Origin of the sequence: Pseudomonas sp. 6D_7.1_Bac1 (genome assembly GCF_025465945.1) — a bacterium.
GTDB lineage: Bacteria > Pseudomonadota > Gammaproteobacteria > Pseudomonadales > Pseudomonadaceae > Aquipseudomonas.
The window spans coordinates 56,815-73,990 of the sequence record NZ_JANLNW010000074.1 but is presented as its reverse complement, the minus strand read 5'-3'; the positions used below and the strand labels follow the sequence as shown (position 1 = coordinate 73,990).

General features: G+C 59.7%; 13 protein-coding genes. 4 read left to right on the top strand and 9 right to left on the bottom strand.

Going from position 1 to position 17,176, the window contains the following annotated elements; all coding sequences use genetic code 11:
* Positions 1-193: 193 nt before the first annotated feature.
* Positions 194-1,735, bottom strand: a complete 1,542-nt coding sequence (locus NTD87_RS21410) for an FAD-dependent oxidoreductase (protein WP_262116176.1) — start codon at positions 1,733-1,735, stop codon at positions 194-196.
* Positions 1,736-1,945: 210 nt separating this feature from the next.
* On the opposite strand from NTD87_RS21410, the gene NTD87_RS21405 reads away from it, so the two are divergent.
* From NTD87_RS21405 to NTD87_RS21395, 3 genes are read left to right on the top strand one after another with little or no spacing between them, the layout of a single operon-like run.
* Complete coding sequence (locus NTD87_RS21405) at positions 1,946-3,235, top strand: NAD(P)/FAD-dependent oxidoreductase (protein WP_262116175.1); 1,290 nt, start codon at positions 1,946-1,948, stop codon at positions 3,233-3,235.
* A 25-nt stretch (positions 3,236-3,260) separates the two neighbouring features.
* Positions 3,261-3,818 (top strand): helix-turn-helix domain-containing protein, encoded by a 558-nt coding sequence (locus NTD87_RS21400; RefSeq protein WP_262116174.1) that lies wholly within the window; start codon positions 3,261-3,263, stop codon positions 3,816-3,818.
* A gap of 23 nt (positions 3,819-3,841) precedes the next feature.
* Complete coding sequence (locus NTD87_RS21395) at positions 3,842-5,188, top strand: glutamine synthetase family protein (protein ID WP_262116173.1); 1,347 nt, start codon at positions 3,842-3,844, stop codon at positions 5,186-5,188.
* A gap of 48 nt (positions 5,189-5,236) precedes the next feature.
* Here the strand turns inward: NTD87_RS21395 and NTD87_RS21390 are convergent, their stop codons facing one another.
* From NTD87_RS21390 to NTD87_RS21355, 8 genes are all read right to left on the bottom strand, one after another.
* Positions 5,237-5,911 carry a DUF3313 domain-containing protein gene (locus NTD87_RS21390; RefSeq protein ID WP_262116172.1) on the bottom strand — a complete coding sequence of 225 codons (675 nt, stop codon included), beginning with the start codon at positions 5,909-5,911 and terminating at the stop codon, positions 5,237-5,239.
* Between the two features lie 44 nt (positions 5,912-5,955).
* Complete coding sequence (locus tag NTD87_RS21385) at positions 5,956-7,230, bottom strand: OmpP1/FadL family transporter (protein ID WP_262116171.1); 1,275 nt, start codon at positions 7,228-7,230, stop codon at positions 5,956-5,958.
* Between the two features lie 59 nt (positions 7,231-7,289).
* Entirely contained in the window at positions 7,290-8,891 is a 1,602-nt protein-coding gene (locus NTD87_RS21380; RefSeq protein WP_262116170.1) for an arylsulfatase, read from the bottom strand.
* A 211-nt stretch (positions 8,892-9,102) separates the two neighbouring features.
* Positions 9,103-10,689, bottom strand: coding sequence for a class I adenylate-forming enzyme family protein (locus tag NTD87_RS21375; RefSeq protein ID WP_262116169.1), 1,587 nt, complete (start codon positions 10,687-10,689; stop codon positions 9,103-9,105).
* Between the two features lie 42 nt (positions 10,690-10,731).
* Entirely contained in the window at positions 10,732-11,508 is a 777-nt protein-coding gene (locus NTD87_RS21370; protein ID WP_262116168.1) for an SDR family NAD(P)-dependent oxidoreductase, read from the bottom strand.
* A gap of 72 nt (positions 11,509-11,580) precedes the next feature.
* On the bottom strand, positions 11,581-12,738 hold the full coding sequence (locus NTD87_RS21365) for an acyl-CoA dehydrogenase family protein (RefSeq protein WP_262116167.1): 1,158 nt from the start codon (positions 12,736-12,738) through the stop codon (positions 11,581-11,583).
* Positions 12,739-12,764: 26 nt separating this feature from the next.
* Positions 12,765-14,006, bottom strand: coding sequence for a thiolase family protein (locus tag NTD87_RS21360; RefSeq protein ID WP_262116166.1), 1,242 nt, complete (start codon positions 14,004-14,006; stop codon positions 12,765-12,767).
* A gap of 50 nt (positions 14,007-14,056) precedes the next feature.
* Entirely contained in the window at positions 14,057-14,842 is a 786-nt protein-coding gene (locus NTD87_RS21355) for an enoyl-CoA hydratase/isomerase family protein (RefSeq protein WP_262116165.1), read from the bottom strand.
* A 275-nt stretch (positions 14,843-15,117) separates the two neighbouring features.
* On the opposite strand from NTD87_RS21355, the gene NTD87_RS21350 reads away from it, so the two are divergent.
* Positions 15,118-17,169, top strand: a complete 2,052-nt coding sequence (locus NTD87_RS21350) for an alkyl/aryl-sulfatase (protein ID WP_262116164.1) — start codon at positions 15,118-15,120, stop codon at positions 17,167-17,169.
* The last annotated feature ends 7 nt before the right edge of the window (positions 17,170-17,176 follow it).

Below are 17,176 nucleotides of genomic sequence, written 5' to 3'. Positions count from 1 at the left end.
ATTTTATTAATAACGATGCGTTAGGGTGTTTGCTGTTTGATATTAAGATTGGCGATGAGGGTGGGTGTGTTCAATTCTTTCCTCATAAGAACCATGGATTCTTATCGCTATTAATGTTGAGTGTGCGATGTTGTTGTTTTTAATGTTGATTAGTGGCGAAATTTCTTACAAGTACCTTGCCTTTTGTGTGGATTCAGCCTTCTTGCGCGACCATCTGCCGAATGATTTGCAGGGCCTCCTCGCGCAGCAACGGCAGTTTCATTCGCTCGGCCAGTAACGCCATTTGCCGCGAGTACTCGCAGGCGACGACGGCCTCGACCTGTTCCCCCTTGCACAGCAACGCGATGAAGGCGTATTGCTCGGGGTTGCCCTCGAAAACGATCCGGTCCCATTGATCGGCGTGACCGAGCATCTCGAAGGTCTTGTCGAAGTGATACGTCCAAAAGAACGGCACGTCCGCATAGCGTGTTTCACCCCCCAACATGTTCTGCGCAGCGATCCGCGCCTGCTGTTGGGCCAGGCGCCAGTGCTCGATGCGTGTGGGAACGCCTTGCAAGGCAAAGGATGCGATGTCGCCGGCGGCCCACAGGCCAGGCGCGGCGCGCATGTCTTCGTTGACCGGTAATCCACCGTCGTCGTTCAGCTCAATGCCTTCGAGCAGCTCGGTGACCGGGCTGACGCCGATGCCGACCAACACCAGGTCGGCGGGAAGTCTTTGACCATCTTCGAGCAAAACGGCCTCAACGTTGTCCTGGCCCTCGAATGCTTTCGGCTGGGTAGCGGTGTGAAAGACCACGCCGTGGTCTTCGTGCAGGGACAAAATCGCCAGGCCGATGCGCTCTCCGAACAGTTGGCTGAACGGTGTTGCATGGTGGGTGACCACGCTGACTTCCAGACCATGGCGGCGCAAGGCCGATGCCGATTCCAGGCCGATGAAGCTGCCACCGATGATGACCGCGCGGGCGCCAGGTTTTGCCGTTTGGAGAATGCGCTCGGCGTCCGCTCGCGAGCGCAACATCAGGATGTTGTGCAGATGCGTGCCCTTTACCGAAAGCGGTCTGGGTTCACCGCCACTGGCCAGGAGCGCGGCGTCGTAGTCGAAGGTGCGCCCGTCAGCCAGGGAAACCCGTTTGGCGGCCACATCAAGACGGATGACCTCACCTTTGACACGCTCGATTTTCTGCTTGTTGTAAAAGAACTCATCCAGCAATGGCGGCGTTTCCTGAGGGGACATTTCCCCGGCGAGGACATATTTGCTCAGTACCGTCCGGTCATAGCCTGGGTCCGATTCACGATCGATCAACACCAGGCGGCCGGCAAAGCCTTGTTCCCGCAGGGCGGCAGTGGCGGCTGTTCCCGCAGCGCCTGCACCGACGATCACGAAGCAGCGTGAATCAGGGGCCTGAGCCACCTCGTTGGGCGCAAGCGGTTGGTCGTCCACCTGAACATCGCCATCGATCACCTTGACCGGATAGCGGGTCAGCCCACTCAGGGCCGGCGGTTCGCACACCTGGCCGTCCTCGACCGTGAACATCGCCTTGTGCCACGGGCAGATCAGCCGACCATTGCAGACCACACCTTCATCCAGCGGGGCCTGCGCATGCGGACATTCGCCCTGATAGGCGTAGACCCGCTCGCCGGCCCGCAGCAGCACAATCTGCAGCGAACCGATTTCTACGCGAGTACCACGGTCTTCACGCAGGTCGGCAAAACGGGCGACGGTGTGCAGGGACATGACAACTCTCCGGGGCGGTGTTTTCCGTTGGAGTCGGCAGTGGCGGGGTGACTCAGTGAAGCTGAGGCCCCGATTGGCAGGCTCTACCCCTACAGTAAAGCAGCGAAAGCGAGCATTCGGTTTATCAGGGATCGGTCGAGTGTTGCGTCTGTGAAATTTATGCTGTAGTTTTTCATGAAATTATAAAAACATAATTTCATGGGTGCCCGAATGTTTCAGCAGTCCAAGCGACATGTCGCCAGCTATTACGCCCACAGTTGCGCCAATCTCCTGAGCTCTCGGCCCGCGCTGGTGGGGGAACAGGACACTGAAGTTGTGATCGTCGGCGCCGGTTTCAGCGGTCTGCATACCGCATTGCGCCTGGCCTTGGCCGGCAAGCGCGTGACGTTGCTGGAAGCCAGTCGCGTTGCCTGGGCCGCCTCGGGGCGCAATGGTGGGCAGGCGATTCTCGGTTGGTCGTGTGACATGCCGCCGTTAGAGGCTGCCTTGGGTTATGAACGCGCGCGGCGCTTGTGGGACGGCATGCGCTGGGCGGCGCAGGAGTTGCGTGATTTGCCTGGACGCCATGGTTTCGACTGCGATTATCGAGCTGGACATTTGTGGACGTCGGTCATGCCGCGTCGGGTCAGCCTCCTGACTGAGTGGCAGCGCGAGGCCAGCCATAAGTGGGGTCACGATGGCTTGCAGTTCATCACGCGGGAAGAATTGCCGCAGTGGGTTGCCAGTGAGCGTTATCAGGCGGGGCTCTATGATCCCGAAGGCGCGCATCTGAATCCGCTGAAACTGGCGCTCGGCCTGGCCGCGGCCATCGAGCGCGCGGGCGGCCGCATCTACGAACAGAGCAAAGCGCTGAGCTATCGCGAAGCAGGTGATCAGTACGTGGTCACCACCGAGCGCGGCAGCATTCGGGCGAATGTGCTGGTGTTGGCGTGTAACGCCTACCTCGATCAGCTGGACCCTGAACTGGCCCGTTGCGTGTTGCCAGTGGGTACTTATCAGGTGGCCACTGCGCCGCTGACAGCAGAGCAGGCCACGGCACTGCTGCCGAGCAATGTCTGCGTCACCGACAACCAGTTCGTCCTCGACTACTTCCGTCGCACACCGGATAACCGCCTGCTGTTCGGTGGTGGTTGCACCTACCTGGGCGGGATGCCCAAGGATATCGCCGCCGCGACACGGTCGTATCTGGAGCGAGTCTTCCCGCAGCTCAAAGGTGTCGAGGTGGAATTCGCCTGGGGCGGGCATATCGACCTGACCCTCAAACGCACGCCTGACATTGGCCGGCGTGGCGATCTTTACTGGCTACAGGGCTATTCCGGGCACGGTGTGCTCCCGACTTTGGCCGGCGCCCGTGCCGTGTCCGATGCGATTCTCGGCCAGGTGGATGAGCTGGCCTTGTATCAGGGTTTGAGTAATGGCAGCTTTCCGGGCGGTAAATACCTGGCCGCGCCATTGGAAGCCATCGGCAAGGCCTGGTACCGACTGCGCGACAGCATTTGATGACTCATCTTCCGGAAGTCCTGCCATGAACAAACAAGAAGAAATCGCAGCGCTGGCGATCCTTATTCACGATCTGCGCAAGCACAAGAAATACACCCTCAAGGAACTCGCCGACAAAATCGACCGTTCTGTGGGCTTTCTTTCGCAAGTCGAGCGGGGCTTGTCTCGGCCGACAGTGGCGGACCTGACCGCGATCAGCGAAGCCCTCGGGGTGCCGACCACCTATTTCTACAGCTTGCCAAAACCCAAGGTGTTGCCTTGGGTGACCCGGCCGGATGAGCGCCGCACGCTGTATTACGCCAACGGGATTACCGACATTCTGGTCTCGCCGAAGATGAGGGCATCCTTCTCGATGCTCGAAAGCCAACTGGAGGCCGGGGCCAGCAGTGGCGAGCGGCACTTGAGCGACAGCTCCGAGCAGGGCGGCTACGTCCTGGAAGGGGCGTTGACGCTGTGGTTGGGCGATGACGCTGAGCCGGTGACCTTGCAGGCCGGCGACAGCTTTCAGCTCGACAGCCACACGCGCTGTCGTTACGGCAACCTCACTGAGCAGCTCACGCGAGTGCTTTGGGTTTACACCTGAAAACAATAAAAGGAACAACGATGATGGATGCTGCCTGCTCTGATCTGCTGGCCGAGGTTCGTGCTTTTCGCCAACGCTACCCTGAGGTGCGCTATGTCGACCTGATTGCCCTGGATATTCCAGGGCATTTCTACGGCAAACGCTATCCGATAGAGATGCTCGAAAAGGTGGCTGCCGGCAGTGCGTTGAAACTGCCGCAGAACTGCGTGCTACTGGGTGTGCAGGGCGGGTTGTTTAAAATCGGCGACTACTGCTTTAACGACGGCGACCCGGATGCTTTGCGCCGCCTGGTGCCGGGCACGCTCAAGCCGGTGAGCTGGGAATCAAAGCCACTGGGGCAGATGCTGATTACCTCGGACGGGACTGAAAAGCCGATTGTCTTCGAGCCGCGTGAAGTCCTCGCACACGTGCTGGAGCGGTTGCGCGGTAAGGGTATTCATCCGGTGGTGGCATTCGAACTGGAGTTCTATCTGTTCGATAAACAGCTGCGTGAAGGGCAGCCACAGTACCCCCGCGATGTGCTGTCGGACGATGCCGATGACCAGCCGAACATGCACATTGAACGACTCTCGCGTTTTTCTCCGGTACTCGATGAAATGGTCGAAGCGGCGCGGGCGCAAGGCATCGATACCACGGTGATCACTGCCGAGCTTGGGCCGGGTCAGTTCGAGATCAATTTCGGTCACCTCGATGACGGTCTGCGTGCCGCTGACTGGGCGGCGCTGTTTTGCCGCTGCACCCGTGGCGTTGCGCTCAAGCACGGTTACCGCGCCAGCTTCATGGCAAAGCCTTACTTGCAGCATCCGGGCAGCGGCATGCATGTGCATGTCAGCCTCTATGACGCGGAGGGTAAAAACCTGCTGGCGGCCAACCAGCAGCAGGCGCTGCGGCATGCGGTGGCCGGTTGCCTGGAGCTGTTGCCGCATTGCATGCCGATCTTTTCGCCGAACCAGAACGCACTGCGTCGTTTGGGCGGCACGGTGAACGCGGCGACACGTGCCAGCTGGGGTTTCGAGGATCGCGATGCCTGTGTGCGGATTCCCGATTCGGATTCGAAAAATCTGCGGATCGAGCATCGTCTCGCTGGCGCGGATGCCAATCCGTATCTGGTTCTGGCGGCGATTCTGGTGGGGTTGGAGCAGGGGCTGGAAGCCGGCCGTGAGCCGATCGTGCCACTCAATGAAGATCGCAGCAGCGGGATCGACTTCCCGCTGGAAATGCTCGAAGCCGTGCGCGCCATGCAGCATCAGCCACAGCTGCGTGAGGGGTTGGGAGCGGAGTTTGTTGATGTGTACTGCGAGAACAAGCGCCAGGACCATTTGGCGTTTATGCAGGAAATCAGTGCGCGCGAATACCGTTGGTATCTGTAGTGACCACCGGCTCAGCCATGCAGGCTGAGCCGGCGATACACCCCGTTGTTATCTGAGAAATGCCTGCAGGTCGCTGTCCAGCTTTTTGAGCGCCAGTTTGAAATCGTTAGCGGTCACCGGCTGGCTTGCATTTTTCAACTGCTCACCCAAGACCTTGCGCACCACTTTGGCCACGACCTGGCCGTTGCTCGCGTCGATCATCTCGGCTTCGATGTACAACTCGGTGTCCTGGTCGCGGTGACCGGTGGCCGCCTGAGTCGCGCCTACCGCGGCCGCGATCGGAACCACTTCATACCATTTCATGCCTTCGTTAGAGGCCGTGACCCCGGTAATCGCGGCGCGTATAACCAATACTCGCGAACCGGCAGGGGCTGACTGAACGTTCGGTACCACGCGGTACTTCTGACTCAGTACGCTCTTGGCGTTGTCGGTCATGTAGGTTTGCAGTTGATCCAGAGTCTGACGGTTGACCCGCTCATTGGGCTTAGGTGCCGGATACAGTTCCAGCCGCTTGAAGGCTACCGTGTCGTAAGCGTTCGGGTTCCAGGACGGGGTCACCCAGCGCATGGCTTTCTCGCCACTGGCTGTGGTGACTTCTTGCAGGTTGTTGTAGTTGGGAAGGAACCCTGAGTACTGTTCCTTCTCGGTGATTTTTGAGGTGCAACCGCCGAGCAGCAGGCTGGTCAAGGCAACACCGACAAACAATTTTCTGGTCAGGTTCATATTTTTACTCCATGGGTAAAGTCATTTTATTCGGTTGCAGGGCGTCAGAAGCGCCACGTCATGTTGCCGGTTACAGCTTGAATCCAGGCATTATCGAACTGCCCTGAGGTTCGAACGCCGGATACGGATTTGCTCTGGTCAATCGGTAGATCGCCCAGCCAGACCAAGGCCCAACTGACGTTTACATCCGTGTCCTTGTTCAGTGCATAGGTGGCCCCGGTCGCCAGTCGCCAGGACTCACCCATCGGTGCGCTCAGGGTTCGGTTGGCGTCCGACACGGCACTGGAGTCGTAGGCGATGCCGGCATTCCATAACAGTTTAGGCGTGGCCTGGTATTGCGTACCCAGAGCCAGCTGCCAAGTGTTTTTGTAGTGGGCATTGACCGTGGTCGATTGCGCGCCAGCGGCCGAGGTGTCCACTTGTACATTGACGTCACCGAACTGCGACCAGTCCTGCCAATTGACTGTAGCCAAAAAAGCCCATTGTGGGTCGAGTTGTTGGAACAAACTGAGGGTCGCGGTTTGTGGCACTTTCATGCTGAGCTTGGTGTCGAGGCCGTTCAAGCGGTCCAGCGCCGGACCATTGCCTTTGATGTCCAGCTTGTCCTTGAAGTCCAGATTGACTTTGCTGGTGTAGGCCAGGCCGATCCGCGTACCGGGTTGTGGGGCGTAGATGACGCCGAGATTAGCGCCGTAGCCCCAGGTGTCGTCCTGGTACTTGAGTTGCCCGTCGCCGCGATCGGTCAAGCCCAGGGGGGAACGGTCGATGGCCGTCTGGGACTTCAACATGCCGTACATGGCCTTGACCCCAAGGCCGACTGACCACTGATCATTGAAGCGATAAGCCACGCTGGGCACCAGGGAAAGGCCGGCGAGGCTCGATTGCTCGGAAAAATAGCGTCCGGACCAGCCATTTCGGTAGTCGGCTGCCAGACCAAAATCGCCGTAGGAGCCAAAGCCGACACTCCAGTGGTCATCCAGCATGTGGCTGATAAAGAAACTGCCGCCCGGGGTTGGGTCCAGGGCATTGCCGCTGCCGGGCCCACCGCTGTTGGTATTGGAATCGCGATCGAACTTCAGGTTGCCGTAGAGGATCTGCGCACCGGCAGTGATCTGGGTGCCCTGCAAATAGCTCAAGCCCGCGGGGTTGCTGGCAATGGTCGAGGGCCCTTGAGCCCGGGCGGCCGCACCGGCATTGGCCAGGCCAGTGTTATCGGTGCCGACCTCATACAGAATAATTCCTCCTGCCTGAGCCTGACTGCAACAGAACGTCAGCAGGGCCAGTGCCGAAAGGGGAAAGCCACAATGTCGTGAAAACATGACAGCTCCTATAGCCGATGAGCGACTGCTCGCTCATCGGTCCATTGCAGGTGAGTTTTTTATTTGCCCGCCTGACTGGAGATGGCTTTCTGGATCTGCTCCTTGACCAGATCCAGATTGAAGCTGGCCCCTTTCTGCATCGGTGGGTATTCAATCGCGGTCATGGCCACCTTGGCGACTTCCTTCTGGACGAACTGGAAGCGCCAGAACTCATACAAGAACCAGCTCATGTACTCATAAGAGCCAGTGAAACCGGTCCGCTCAAAGGGGTCCAGACGCAAGTTGGTCAGCACCGGCATATCGAGCTTCACGGTGCTGCCGATCCAGCCGTTGGGCTGATCGGTGAAGCGGTACTTGAAGTCATCGATCCGCACCGCGGCGAGGGTCCCTTCAGTGAAGTACATGATCTCGTGGCGAGTGGAAGGGCCTTTGCCGGTGATCATTGCAGTCTGGTCGTAACCGTCCAGATGAACTTTGTAGTTCCTGTCACCAATCTGTTTGCCCTTGAGCAGTTCATCGGTGATGTTCGGATTACCCGCTGCGGTGATAAAGGTCGGGAACCAGTCCATGCCGGACATGATGCCGTTCTCAACCTTGTTCGCCGGAACCTGTCCAGGCCAACGCACGATGGCCGGAACCCGGAAGCCGCCTTCCAGCGCGGTGCCCTTGCCGCCAGCGAATGGAGTTTGACCGCCGTCCGGCCAGGTGAAGTTCTCGGCGCCGTTGTCGGTGGTGAATACCACGATGGTGTTGTCGTCGACACCCAGGTCCTTGAGCTTCCTCATCACATCGCCAACGATGTCGTCGACCTGCGCCATCCCGGCTTCCTGGATGGTCCAGTCGTTCTCCGAGTTACGCATGGCTTCGTACTTGTCGGAAAGGTGGGTGGTGACGTGCATGCGGGTCGGGTTCAGCCACACGAAGAAGGGTTTGTTGTCTTTCTTGGCCTTGTCGATGAAGTCCAGGGATTTGGCCAGGATTTCATCGTCGACGGTTTTCATCCGTTCCGGGTACAACGTACCCGCGTCTTCGATTTTCTGTTTGCCGACCTTGCCCCAGCGTGGCATGACCGTCGGGTCGTCGGTGTTGGTCGCCCAGCTGTGCACCATGTTCCGTGGCCCGACGACATCCTTGAGGTTCTGCGGATAGTTGGGGTGCGATGGATCTTCCATGGCATCAAGGTGATAGAGGTAGCCAAAGAACTCATCGAAACCGTGAACGGTCGGCAGGAATTCGTTCAGGTCTCCCAGGTGGTTTTTACCGAACTGGCCAGTGGCATAGCCCATGGACTTGAGGGTGGTGGCAATCGTCAGGGCCTCGACCGGAATACCGATGGGCGAGCCCGCCTGGCCGACGGTGGTGAGGCCGGTGCGGATCGGCAGTTCACCGGTGATGAAGTTGGCGCGACCGGCCGTGCAACTGGCCTCGGCGTAGTAGTCGGTAAAGCGCATGCCTTGGGCCGCGAGGGTGTCGATGTTCGGCGTTCGACCGGCCATCATGCCTTGGTTGTAGGCACCGATATTAAACCAGCCGATGTCGTCGGCCATGATCACCACAATGTTGGGAGGAGGTTTATCGGCTGCCTGCGCCAGGGTGGGGGCGACCACTGTAGACAGCAGTGTTGAAGCAGTGAACAACGCGGATAACATTGTCTGGTTCATGCTGAGCTCCTTTGACACGACATCGTTGTCTTAAGAAGAGCCCCCCCGACGCTCGCCTGGAAACCAATTTCCCCTGAATGAGCGTAGGTATAATGCTTGAAACATCAAGTAGCTATTTCCACGGGTTCGAACGCTGGTATCAAATCTTTTACAGCAATGAGCCCGGAGGGCGTCGCTGCCGGCACACAGCGAGCCCCCGAGTCTTGAAACTTCAGCTGATCTTGCGCGTCGAACCCTGCCAGTATTTGTCGCGCACTTGCCGGCGCAGGACCTTGCCGACCACCGAGGTCGGCAGTTGATCGACAAATATCAGTGACTTGGGTGCCTTGTAACCCCCGAGCCGGGCCCGGGTCTGGGCGATCAGTTCTTCCGCACTGATGCTCAAACCACTGCGCAGTATCACTTCGGCGTGAACCGCCTCGCCCCATTCGGCGTGGGGAATACCGACCACCGCCGCCATCAGTACCGCCGGATGTGCGGCCAAGGCGGCCTCGACCTCCACCGCATAAACATTGAAACCGCCGCTGATGATCATGTCCTTGAGCCGGTCAACAATGTAGAGGTAGCCATCGGCGTCGATGTAGCCCAGATCGCCAGACTTCCACGCACCGTCGCAGAATTCGGCCGCGGTGGCTTCGGGGTTTTGGTAGTAACCCTTGATGACGGCCTTGCAGCGGATGCGGATTTCACCGGTTTCACCGACGGGCAGGGGGATGCCATGGGCATCGGTGATGAACACTTCCACCCCTGGCGTCGCTCGGCCAGCCGAGGAGAGGTGGCGCAGGGTTGTCGCATCACCGGGTTGGTGGGCGGCCTTGTCGAGGGCCGAGATCACCATCGGTGCTTCGGTAGCGGCGTAACCCTGGATGAAAATCTGCCCGAAACACTCCACCAGTTCACCCAATTTGTCCGGGCTCATGGGCGCCGCACCGTAGATCAAGGTGGTCAGGGACGAGAAGTCCTTGGGGGCTGCGCGCTGCATTTCCAGCAAGCGGTACAGCACGGTCGGCACCAGGAACGAGTGAGTCACACGTTCCTGTTCGACCTGCTCGCGCCAGGACTCCATGTCCAGTTGGTTCATGGTGAGGTTGGTGCCGCCGCCATAGACCGTCGGGAAGAACAGCATCAAGGTCCCATGGGACAGCGGCGAGACATGCAGCAACCGTGTTGCGCTGGACAGCCCCAGGTCGGTGTTGATGAAGGCTGCGTCACGGCAGGCCATCCAGTTGTCGATCGAGTACATCGCGCACTTGCCTTTGCCGGTGGTGCCACCGGTAAAGCGCAACATGCAGATGTGTTTGTCGGTATCGAGGGTCACGTCGTTATCGGCATCGGACGCGGCGTCCACCAAGGACCAGAAGCTGTGCACGCCGGTCAGCGTGGCTTGCTCGGCGGAGGGCGGGTCCATCACCACAATCTCGCAGCCGCGGCTGCGCAGCATGTCGTAGTAACTGTCCAGCAGGCGGGTTTCAAGAAACACCACCCTGGGGTTGACCAGATCGATCTGCCGCGCGTGCTCTTCGAGCGGGTCACGCAGGTTGGTCATGACCACCGTACCTTCTTGCTTGAAGGTGCTGGGAAACATCATCAGGCTGAGGTTGTCGTTCTCCAGGATCAGCATGAAGCGTTCGCCCGCCCGCACCTGAAGGGTGTTGCGCAGGACATCGGCGATGCGGTTGGTCAGCAGGTGGTATTGCTCATAGGTGTAACGTCGATTGCGTTCGACGTTGACGATGGCCTCCTGCTCGCGGTGGCGCAGTGCGAGCAGGCGCATGATCCGGCAAAAATTCATCTTCATGGTTGATTGCTCTGAGTGGCCCGTAAAAATCGTTGCGACGGATTAACGGGCACGCATGCGCGACGCGGCATCAAGGCGGATAGTCTCGCCGTTGACGTAGGCGTTTTCGATGAGAAACGCGCAGCAATGAGCAAACTCGCGCATGTCACCCAGGCGCTTGGGTGCTTCCATCTGCGCCTTCAGGGAGTTGAGGATCTTCTCGTCGAGGCCGGCGACCATGGTGGTCAGGAACAGGCCCGGGGCGATAGCGTTGACCCGTACGCCAATTTCACCGAGTTCACGAGCCGCCGGCATGTTCATGCCGATCACACCAGCCTTGGTCGCCGCGTAGGCGCACTGACCGACCTGGCCTTCATAAGCGGCGCCGGAAGAGACGTTGATCACCACGCCGCGTTCTTCGCCGGCTTCGGCTTCGTTGTTCGCCATGTGCTCGGCGCACTTGGACATGACGTTGAACACGCCATTGAGGTTGATCGCGGTGGCCTGGGCGAAGCGCGACAGCGGTGCCGCCTTGCCTTCCTTGCCCAACACTTTGAAGCCGGTCGGCACGGCCGCGCCGTTGATGCAGACGTGAATCGCACCGAACTTCGCAATGACGGCATTGACGGCGTTTTGCACCGAGGTTTCATCGCTGACGTCGGTCTGCACGAACATTGCGCGATCCGCGCCGAGGTCGGCCACGGCTTTTTCCCCGGCTTCGATGTTCAGGTCGAAAATTGCCACGCGCGCGGCTTTTTCTTCGACCAGATAATGTGCGGTGGCCAGGCCCAGACCCGAGGCGCCGCCGGTGATCACGATGACTTTGTCTTGAATACGCATGATGTGTCCCTGTTTGTGGCCCGGCTCCACGGAGCCGGGTGATTTGTTGTCAGGTATCGAATCGATGTTGAGTCAGAACGCGTTGACCCCGGTCAGGGCGCGGCCAATGATCAATTGCTGGATCTGCGTGGTGCCTTCCGGAATCGGCACGATGATGGCTTCACGGGCCAGTTTCTCGACCAGGAAGTCGGTGGTGACACCGGCGCCGCCATGGATCTGCACGGCTTGGCGGGCAATGGTCACGGCCGCTTCACAGGCGAAGTACTTGGCCATGGCCGCTTCCATTTCTGCCGGGATACCGGCACCGATCATCTCGGCAGCGCGGTAGGTCAGCAGGCGTGCGGCATCCACATGGGTGGCCATTTCCGCGAGCATGCCGCTGATCAGTTGGTGGCCAGCAATCAGCTTGCCGTGCTGCTTGCGTTCTTTGGCGTAACGCACCGCTTCTTCCAGTGCGCGACGGCCAATGCCCAGGCCTTGGGCGGCGACGAACACGCGCGAGCGTTCGAAGAACGACAGGGTGTTTTTCAGCGCTTCACCTTCGTTGCCGATGATGTTGCTGGCCGGCACGCGCACATCATTGAGGAAAATCTGCGCGGTGGACTGGCTGTTCCAGGCCATCTTGTGGATGTTCCGGACTTCGTACGGGTGCTCTTTGCGGTCCAGCAAAAAGTGCGTCAAGCCTTTGCGCGGATCATCGCCGGTGCGGCAGGTGCAGATCAGGAAGTCGGAGTAGGAGCCGTTACTGATCCAGGTCTTTTCGCCATTGATGATGAAGTCGTCACCGTCGCGGCGGGCGCGGGTTTTGATCTCCAGCACGTTGGAGCCAACGTCCGGCTCCGAGATGCCCACGCTGACAAACAGATCACCACTGATCAGGCCTGGCAGATAACGTTCACGCAGGTGATCGGGGGCGAGTTTTTCCAGCATTTGCGCGCCGAACGAGTTGATGACCACGGGCGTCGCCAAGTCCACCGAGCAGGCAGCGACTTCTTCGAACAGCATGGTCATGGTCAACCAGTCCAGGCCCAGGCCGCCATTGGCTTCACTGACTGCGCCCGAGACCATGCCGAACTCGGTGAGCTGGCGCATGACCTCGGCCATTTTCTCGCGCGGGATGAACTTGTCGCGGTACTCCTTGTTGAAGATCGGGTCGATCTTGTCGGCGAGGAAACGGCGGAAACTCTCGACGGCTTCCTGTTGTTCCGGGGTACGCATGACATGTCCCATGGGGCTCTCCTTAAAATGGTGTGTTTTTACTGTTTGGCGAGAATGTTCACGGCGACCACGGCTTCTTCGATGCCGAACAAGCCCCCACCGTTTTCCTGAATCGCGATGCGTGCACCGTCGACCTGACGCTTGCCGGCTTCGCCGCGCAACTGCGTGACCAACTCATGGATTTGTCCCAGGCCGGTGGCGCCGATCGGGTGGCCCTTGGATTCCAGACCGCCCGATGGGTTGATTGGCATGCGACCGCCAACGGTGAAATCACCACGTTCGGCAGCCGGACCGCCTTCGCCGAAGGGCACCAGCATCAACGATTCGGCATTGAGGATTTCGCCGATGGCCGAGGCGTCATGGACTTCCGCCACGCTGACGTCGGATGGATCGACACCGGCCAGGGCGTAGGCTTTTTGCGCCGCGAGGTGGGCGACGATTTTTTCCGGCTCATCCAGGCCACGGTGGGTTCCGGTCTGCACGACGCTGGCCAACACACGAACGGCGCGATCACCGGCATTTTTCAAACGCTTCAAGCCGTCGGCGTTGCACAGCACTACGGCGGCCGCGCCGTCACTGATTGGCGAACACATCAAGGTGGTCAGCGGGTAGCAGATCGGCGGCGAGGCCAGGACTTCATCGATGCTGAATGCCTGCTGGAACTGCGCCAGCGGGTTGTGTACCGAGTGTTGGTGGTTCTTCGCCGCGACGGCCGCGATCTGCCGTTGGGTGGTGCCGTAGCGCAACATGTGGTTGCGGCAGATGGCGGCATACACGTCCATGAACACGCTGTAAGGACGTTCGGAGACGGTGCCCGGCGGCGGCACGATGCCTTCGCCCATGGCCAGCAGGGTGTGTTTGTTTTGCTCGACGGTGGATACGTCCCAGCCGCCATCGAACACGGCGAACATCTTTGCCTTGTCCGGGATGTTCATCTTCTCGGCGCCGACCGCCAGGGCGATGTCGCATTGGCCGGCCCGCAGGGCCAGGGTCGCCAGATTGAATGCCGAAGAGCCGGAGGCGCAGGCGTTTTCCACGGAGAAAACTGGTACGCCCTCGATGCCGAGCCGGCGCATGGCGATCGGTCCGGGAATGCCGGTCTGGCCCTGGAGCATGCCGTTGGTCATGGTGCTGTAATACGCCGAGCCGATGTCGCCGACGGTGGCGCCGGCATCCTTCAAGGCCAGGCCGACGGCTTCGTCGACCATGTCATAGACGCTGCGCTCCAGCAGCCGGCCAAACGGCGTCATGCCAACGCCTACTACGTAGATATCGTTCATTGTCTGTTCCTGTGAGGTGATCGCGTGCAAAGCCTTGGGGGCGTTGCGGCTCAATAGCCTTTGAAGTGCGGTGCACGGCGTTCTCCGAACGCCAGCAAGCCTTCCTGGAAGTCGGCGGTGCGCAGGTGCTGACGCAACATCACTTGCTCGTGCTGCAAGGCGTCGTCGCGGGATTTGTCGGACGAGGCGCGAGCCACTTCTTTCATGCGGCGCAGGGCAATCGGGCTCTTTTTGGCGATCTGTTGCGCCAAGGCCAGGGCGGCGTCGGCGAGGGCTGCATCGGCGTGGACTTCACAGACCAGGCCGTAGACTTTCATTTCGGTGGCCGACAAGGATTTGCCGGTCATCAGCAGGTACATCGCCATGTTCAGCGGGATCAGCCGCGGCAGCACCGCCGCGCCACCGGCGCCTGGGTACACGCCGAAGTTGGCGTGAGCGTCAGCTAGGGTCGCACTTTGCGCAGCGACCACGATGTCTGCGCACATGGCCAGTTCCAGGCCGCCGGCCATGGTCACGCCGTTGAGCGCGGCAATCACCGGTTTGGGGAAATTGCGCAGCAGGCCGAAGACCTGATTGGCACGGTCGAGAAAGTCGGCTTCGCCAGCGGCCAGGCTGGAGCCCGCGAGGACTTCTTTCAGATCGGCACCCGCGCAGAAGGCCGGACCGCTGCCGGTAAGGATCACCGTCCGCAGGTCATCATCGGCGGCGATCTCGCCCAGATGCTGTTCGAGTTCGAAGAGAACCGCCAGGTTCAGCGCGTTCATCGCCTTGGGACGGTTGAGCGTCAGGCGCGCAACCGGGCCGATGGTTTCATACAGCAAGACATCTTCAGTCATGACAACTCCTCTTTATTGTTAGGGCGCGATTGTCAGGGCATGCGGCGCCGCCGTGCTGTCGCAGTTGATAGGGCGATAGTAGGAATGCGGCCTGTGCTGTCGCAGGTCATTGCAACGAAAGCGGTGGTCCGCAGGGTGGGGCAATAGAGGGGCGTCAAGCTGGCGCTACCCAGCCTGTAGAGACAGATGAATTGATTGAGAAGACCAGCAAATCAGGCGCACTTGCTTGCACCATCGCAACGGCAATCCAATAACAATTAGAGAGAGACCTTGCGATGAAAACTATCCGCGTCGTGCTGACGGTGTCAGTGCTGGCCGCCAGTATTGTGGGGGCGCTGCAGTGGTCGCGCGCGCAGACTGGCATTCATTGGCAGACCGGCGAAAACAGCGCGGGTCAGGGCGGCCAGAAAGCGGCGACGGCGGCGACCATCGCCGTCAACGCGGCCACGGCACAGAAAATGCCGCCTGTTGATCACGAAGTGGACGCCGATATCCAGCGCGGGTTTATTGCCACTATCCCCGACGCCGAAACCACCGCGGCCGATGGTCATGTGGTGTACAGCCTCAAAGGCTATGAATTTTTTGCCAGCGCGGATGCACCGGCAACGGTTAACCCGAGTCTTTGGCAGCAGGCTCAAAGAGCCATGTCCAGTGGGCTGTTCAAGGTCACCGACGGTTTTTACCAGGTGCGCGGTCTTGACCTGACCAACATGACCATCATCGAAGGCAATACCGGCCTGATCATCGTTGACTGCAACCTGGCCACCGAGGTGGCGCATGCGGCGCTTGAGTTGTACTACCAGCATCGGCCGAGAAAACCGGTGGTGGCGGTGTTCTACAACCACAGTCACGTCGATCACTTCGCCGGTATTCGCGGCATCGTCGATGAAGAGGATGTGAAGGCGGGCAAGGTACAGATCATCGCCCCGGCAGGATTCATGAAGACCGCGGTCGCCGAGAACGTGATGGCTGGCAACGCCATGAGCCGGCGCGCCGAGTACCAGTTCGGCACGACCTTGCCGCGTAGTGTTCAGGGTCAGGTCGACCTGGGTGGCGCGAAGGCCCTGTCCAACGGCACCATTACGATGATCCCGCCGACCATTGAACTCAGTCAGCCAGTCCAGACGCTGACCATCGATGGCGTAGAAATCGTCAACATGCTGGCGCCGGGGGCCGAGGCACCGGCCGAGTTCGTCCACTACTTCCCGCAGTTCAAGGTACTCGATACCGGTGAGTTGGCACTGCCCACCCAGCATCAGCTGCTGACGCTGCGTGGGGCGACCATCCGCGATGGCCTGGCCTGGTCTAAGTACCTTAACGAGGCCCTGCATCAGTTTGCCCCGGGAACCGACACCCTGGTGAGTCAGCATGGTTGGCCGGTGTTTGGGCATGAGCGCGTAGTCAACTACCTGTCCAAGCAACGGGACATGTACAAGTGGCTGCACGACCAATCGTTGCGCCTGATCAACAAGGGCTATAAACCCGTCGAGATTGCCGAATACATGCGCGATCACGTCCCGGCGAGCCTGGCCAGCGAAACCTTCACCCACGGTTTCTACGGTTCAGTGCAGCGCAACTCCAAGGCGGTGTACCAAGAGTACATGGGCTGGTATGACGCCAATCCGGCACATCTGGATGCATTGTCTGACACTGATTACGGCAAGAAATTTGTCGCCTATGGCGGCGGTGCCGATGCTGTGCTCGCCCACGCCCGCACCGACTTTGCCAACGGTGAGTACCGTTGGGTGGCACAAGCCATGAGCCATTTGATTTACGCCGAACCGAACAACAGTGCGGCGAGAGAACTGGCTGCCGATGCCCTGGAACAATTGGGCTACCAGGCCGAGTCGGCGGTTGAGCGCAACAGCTACCTGGCCGCCGCCATGGAGCATCGCAGTGGAGGCAAGAAACTGGCTTCACCAATGCGTACCGCCAGCCCCGATATGCTCCGGGCGCTGACCATCGACAGTATTTTCGATTATCTGGGTGTCCGTCTGAAGGCTCCCGATGTCGAGGGTAAACACATTGTCCTCAACTGGAACTTCACCGATATCGGTACCTCGGGCAAGCGTTACACGCTCAATCTGGAAAACTCGGCGTTGACCTATATTGCCGATTACAACGCAGAGAAGGCCGACGCCACGATTACCCTGACACGCGAGACGCTCAACGCCATTCTGGCGGAGAAAGAGTCGCCGATTGAGGCGGTGTTCAAGGGCGACCTGAAGATCGATGGCAGCAAAGTGGCGGTCTATGACGTGCTCGGCTCGCTGGACAAGTTCTCACCGGACTTCGAACTGGTCGGGCCAAATCCGTCCGCACAATAGGGCGACG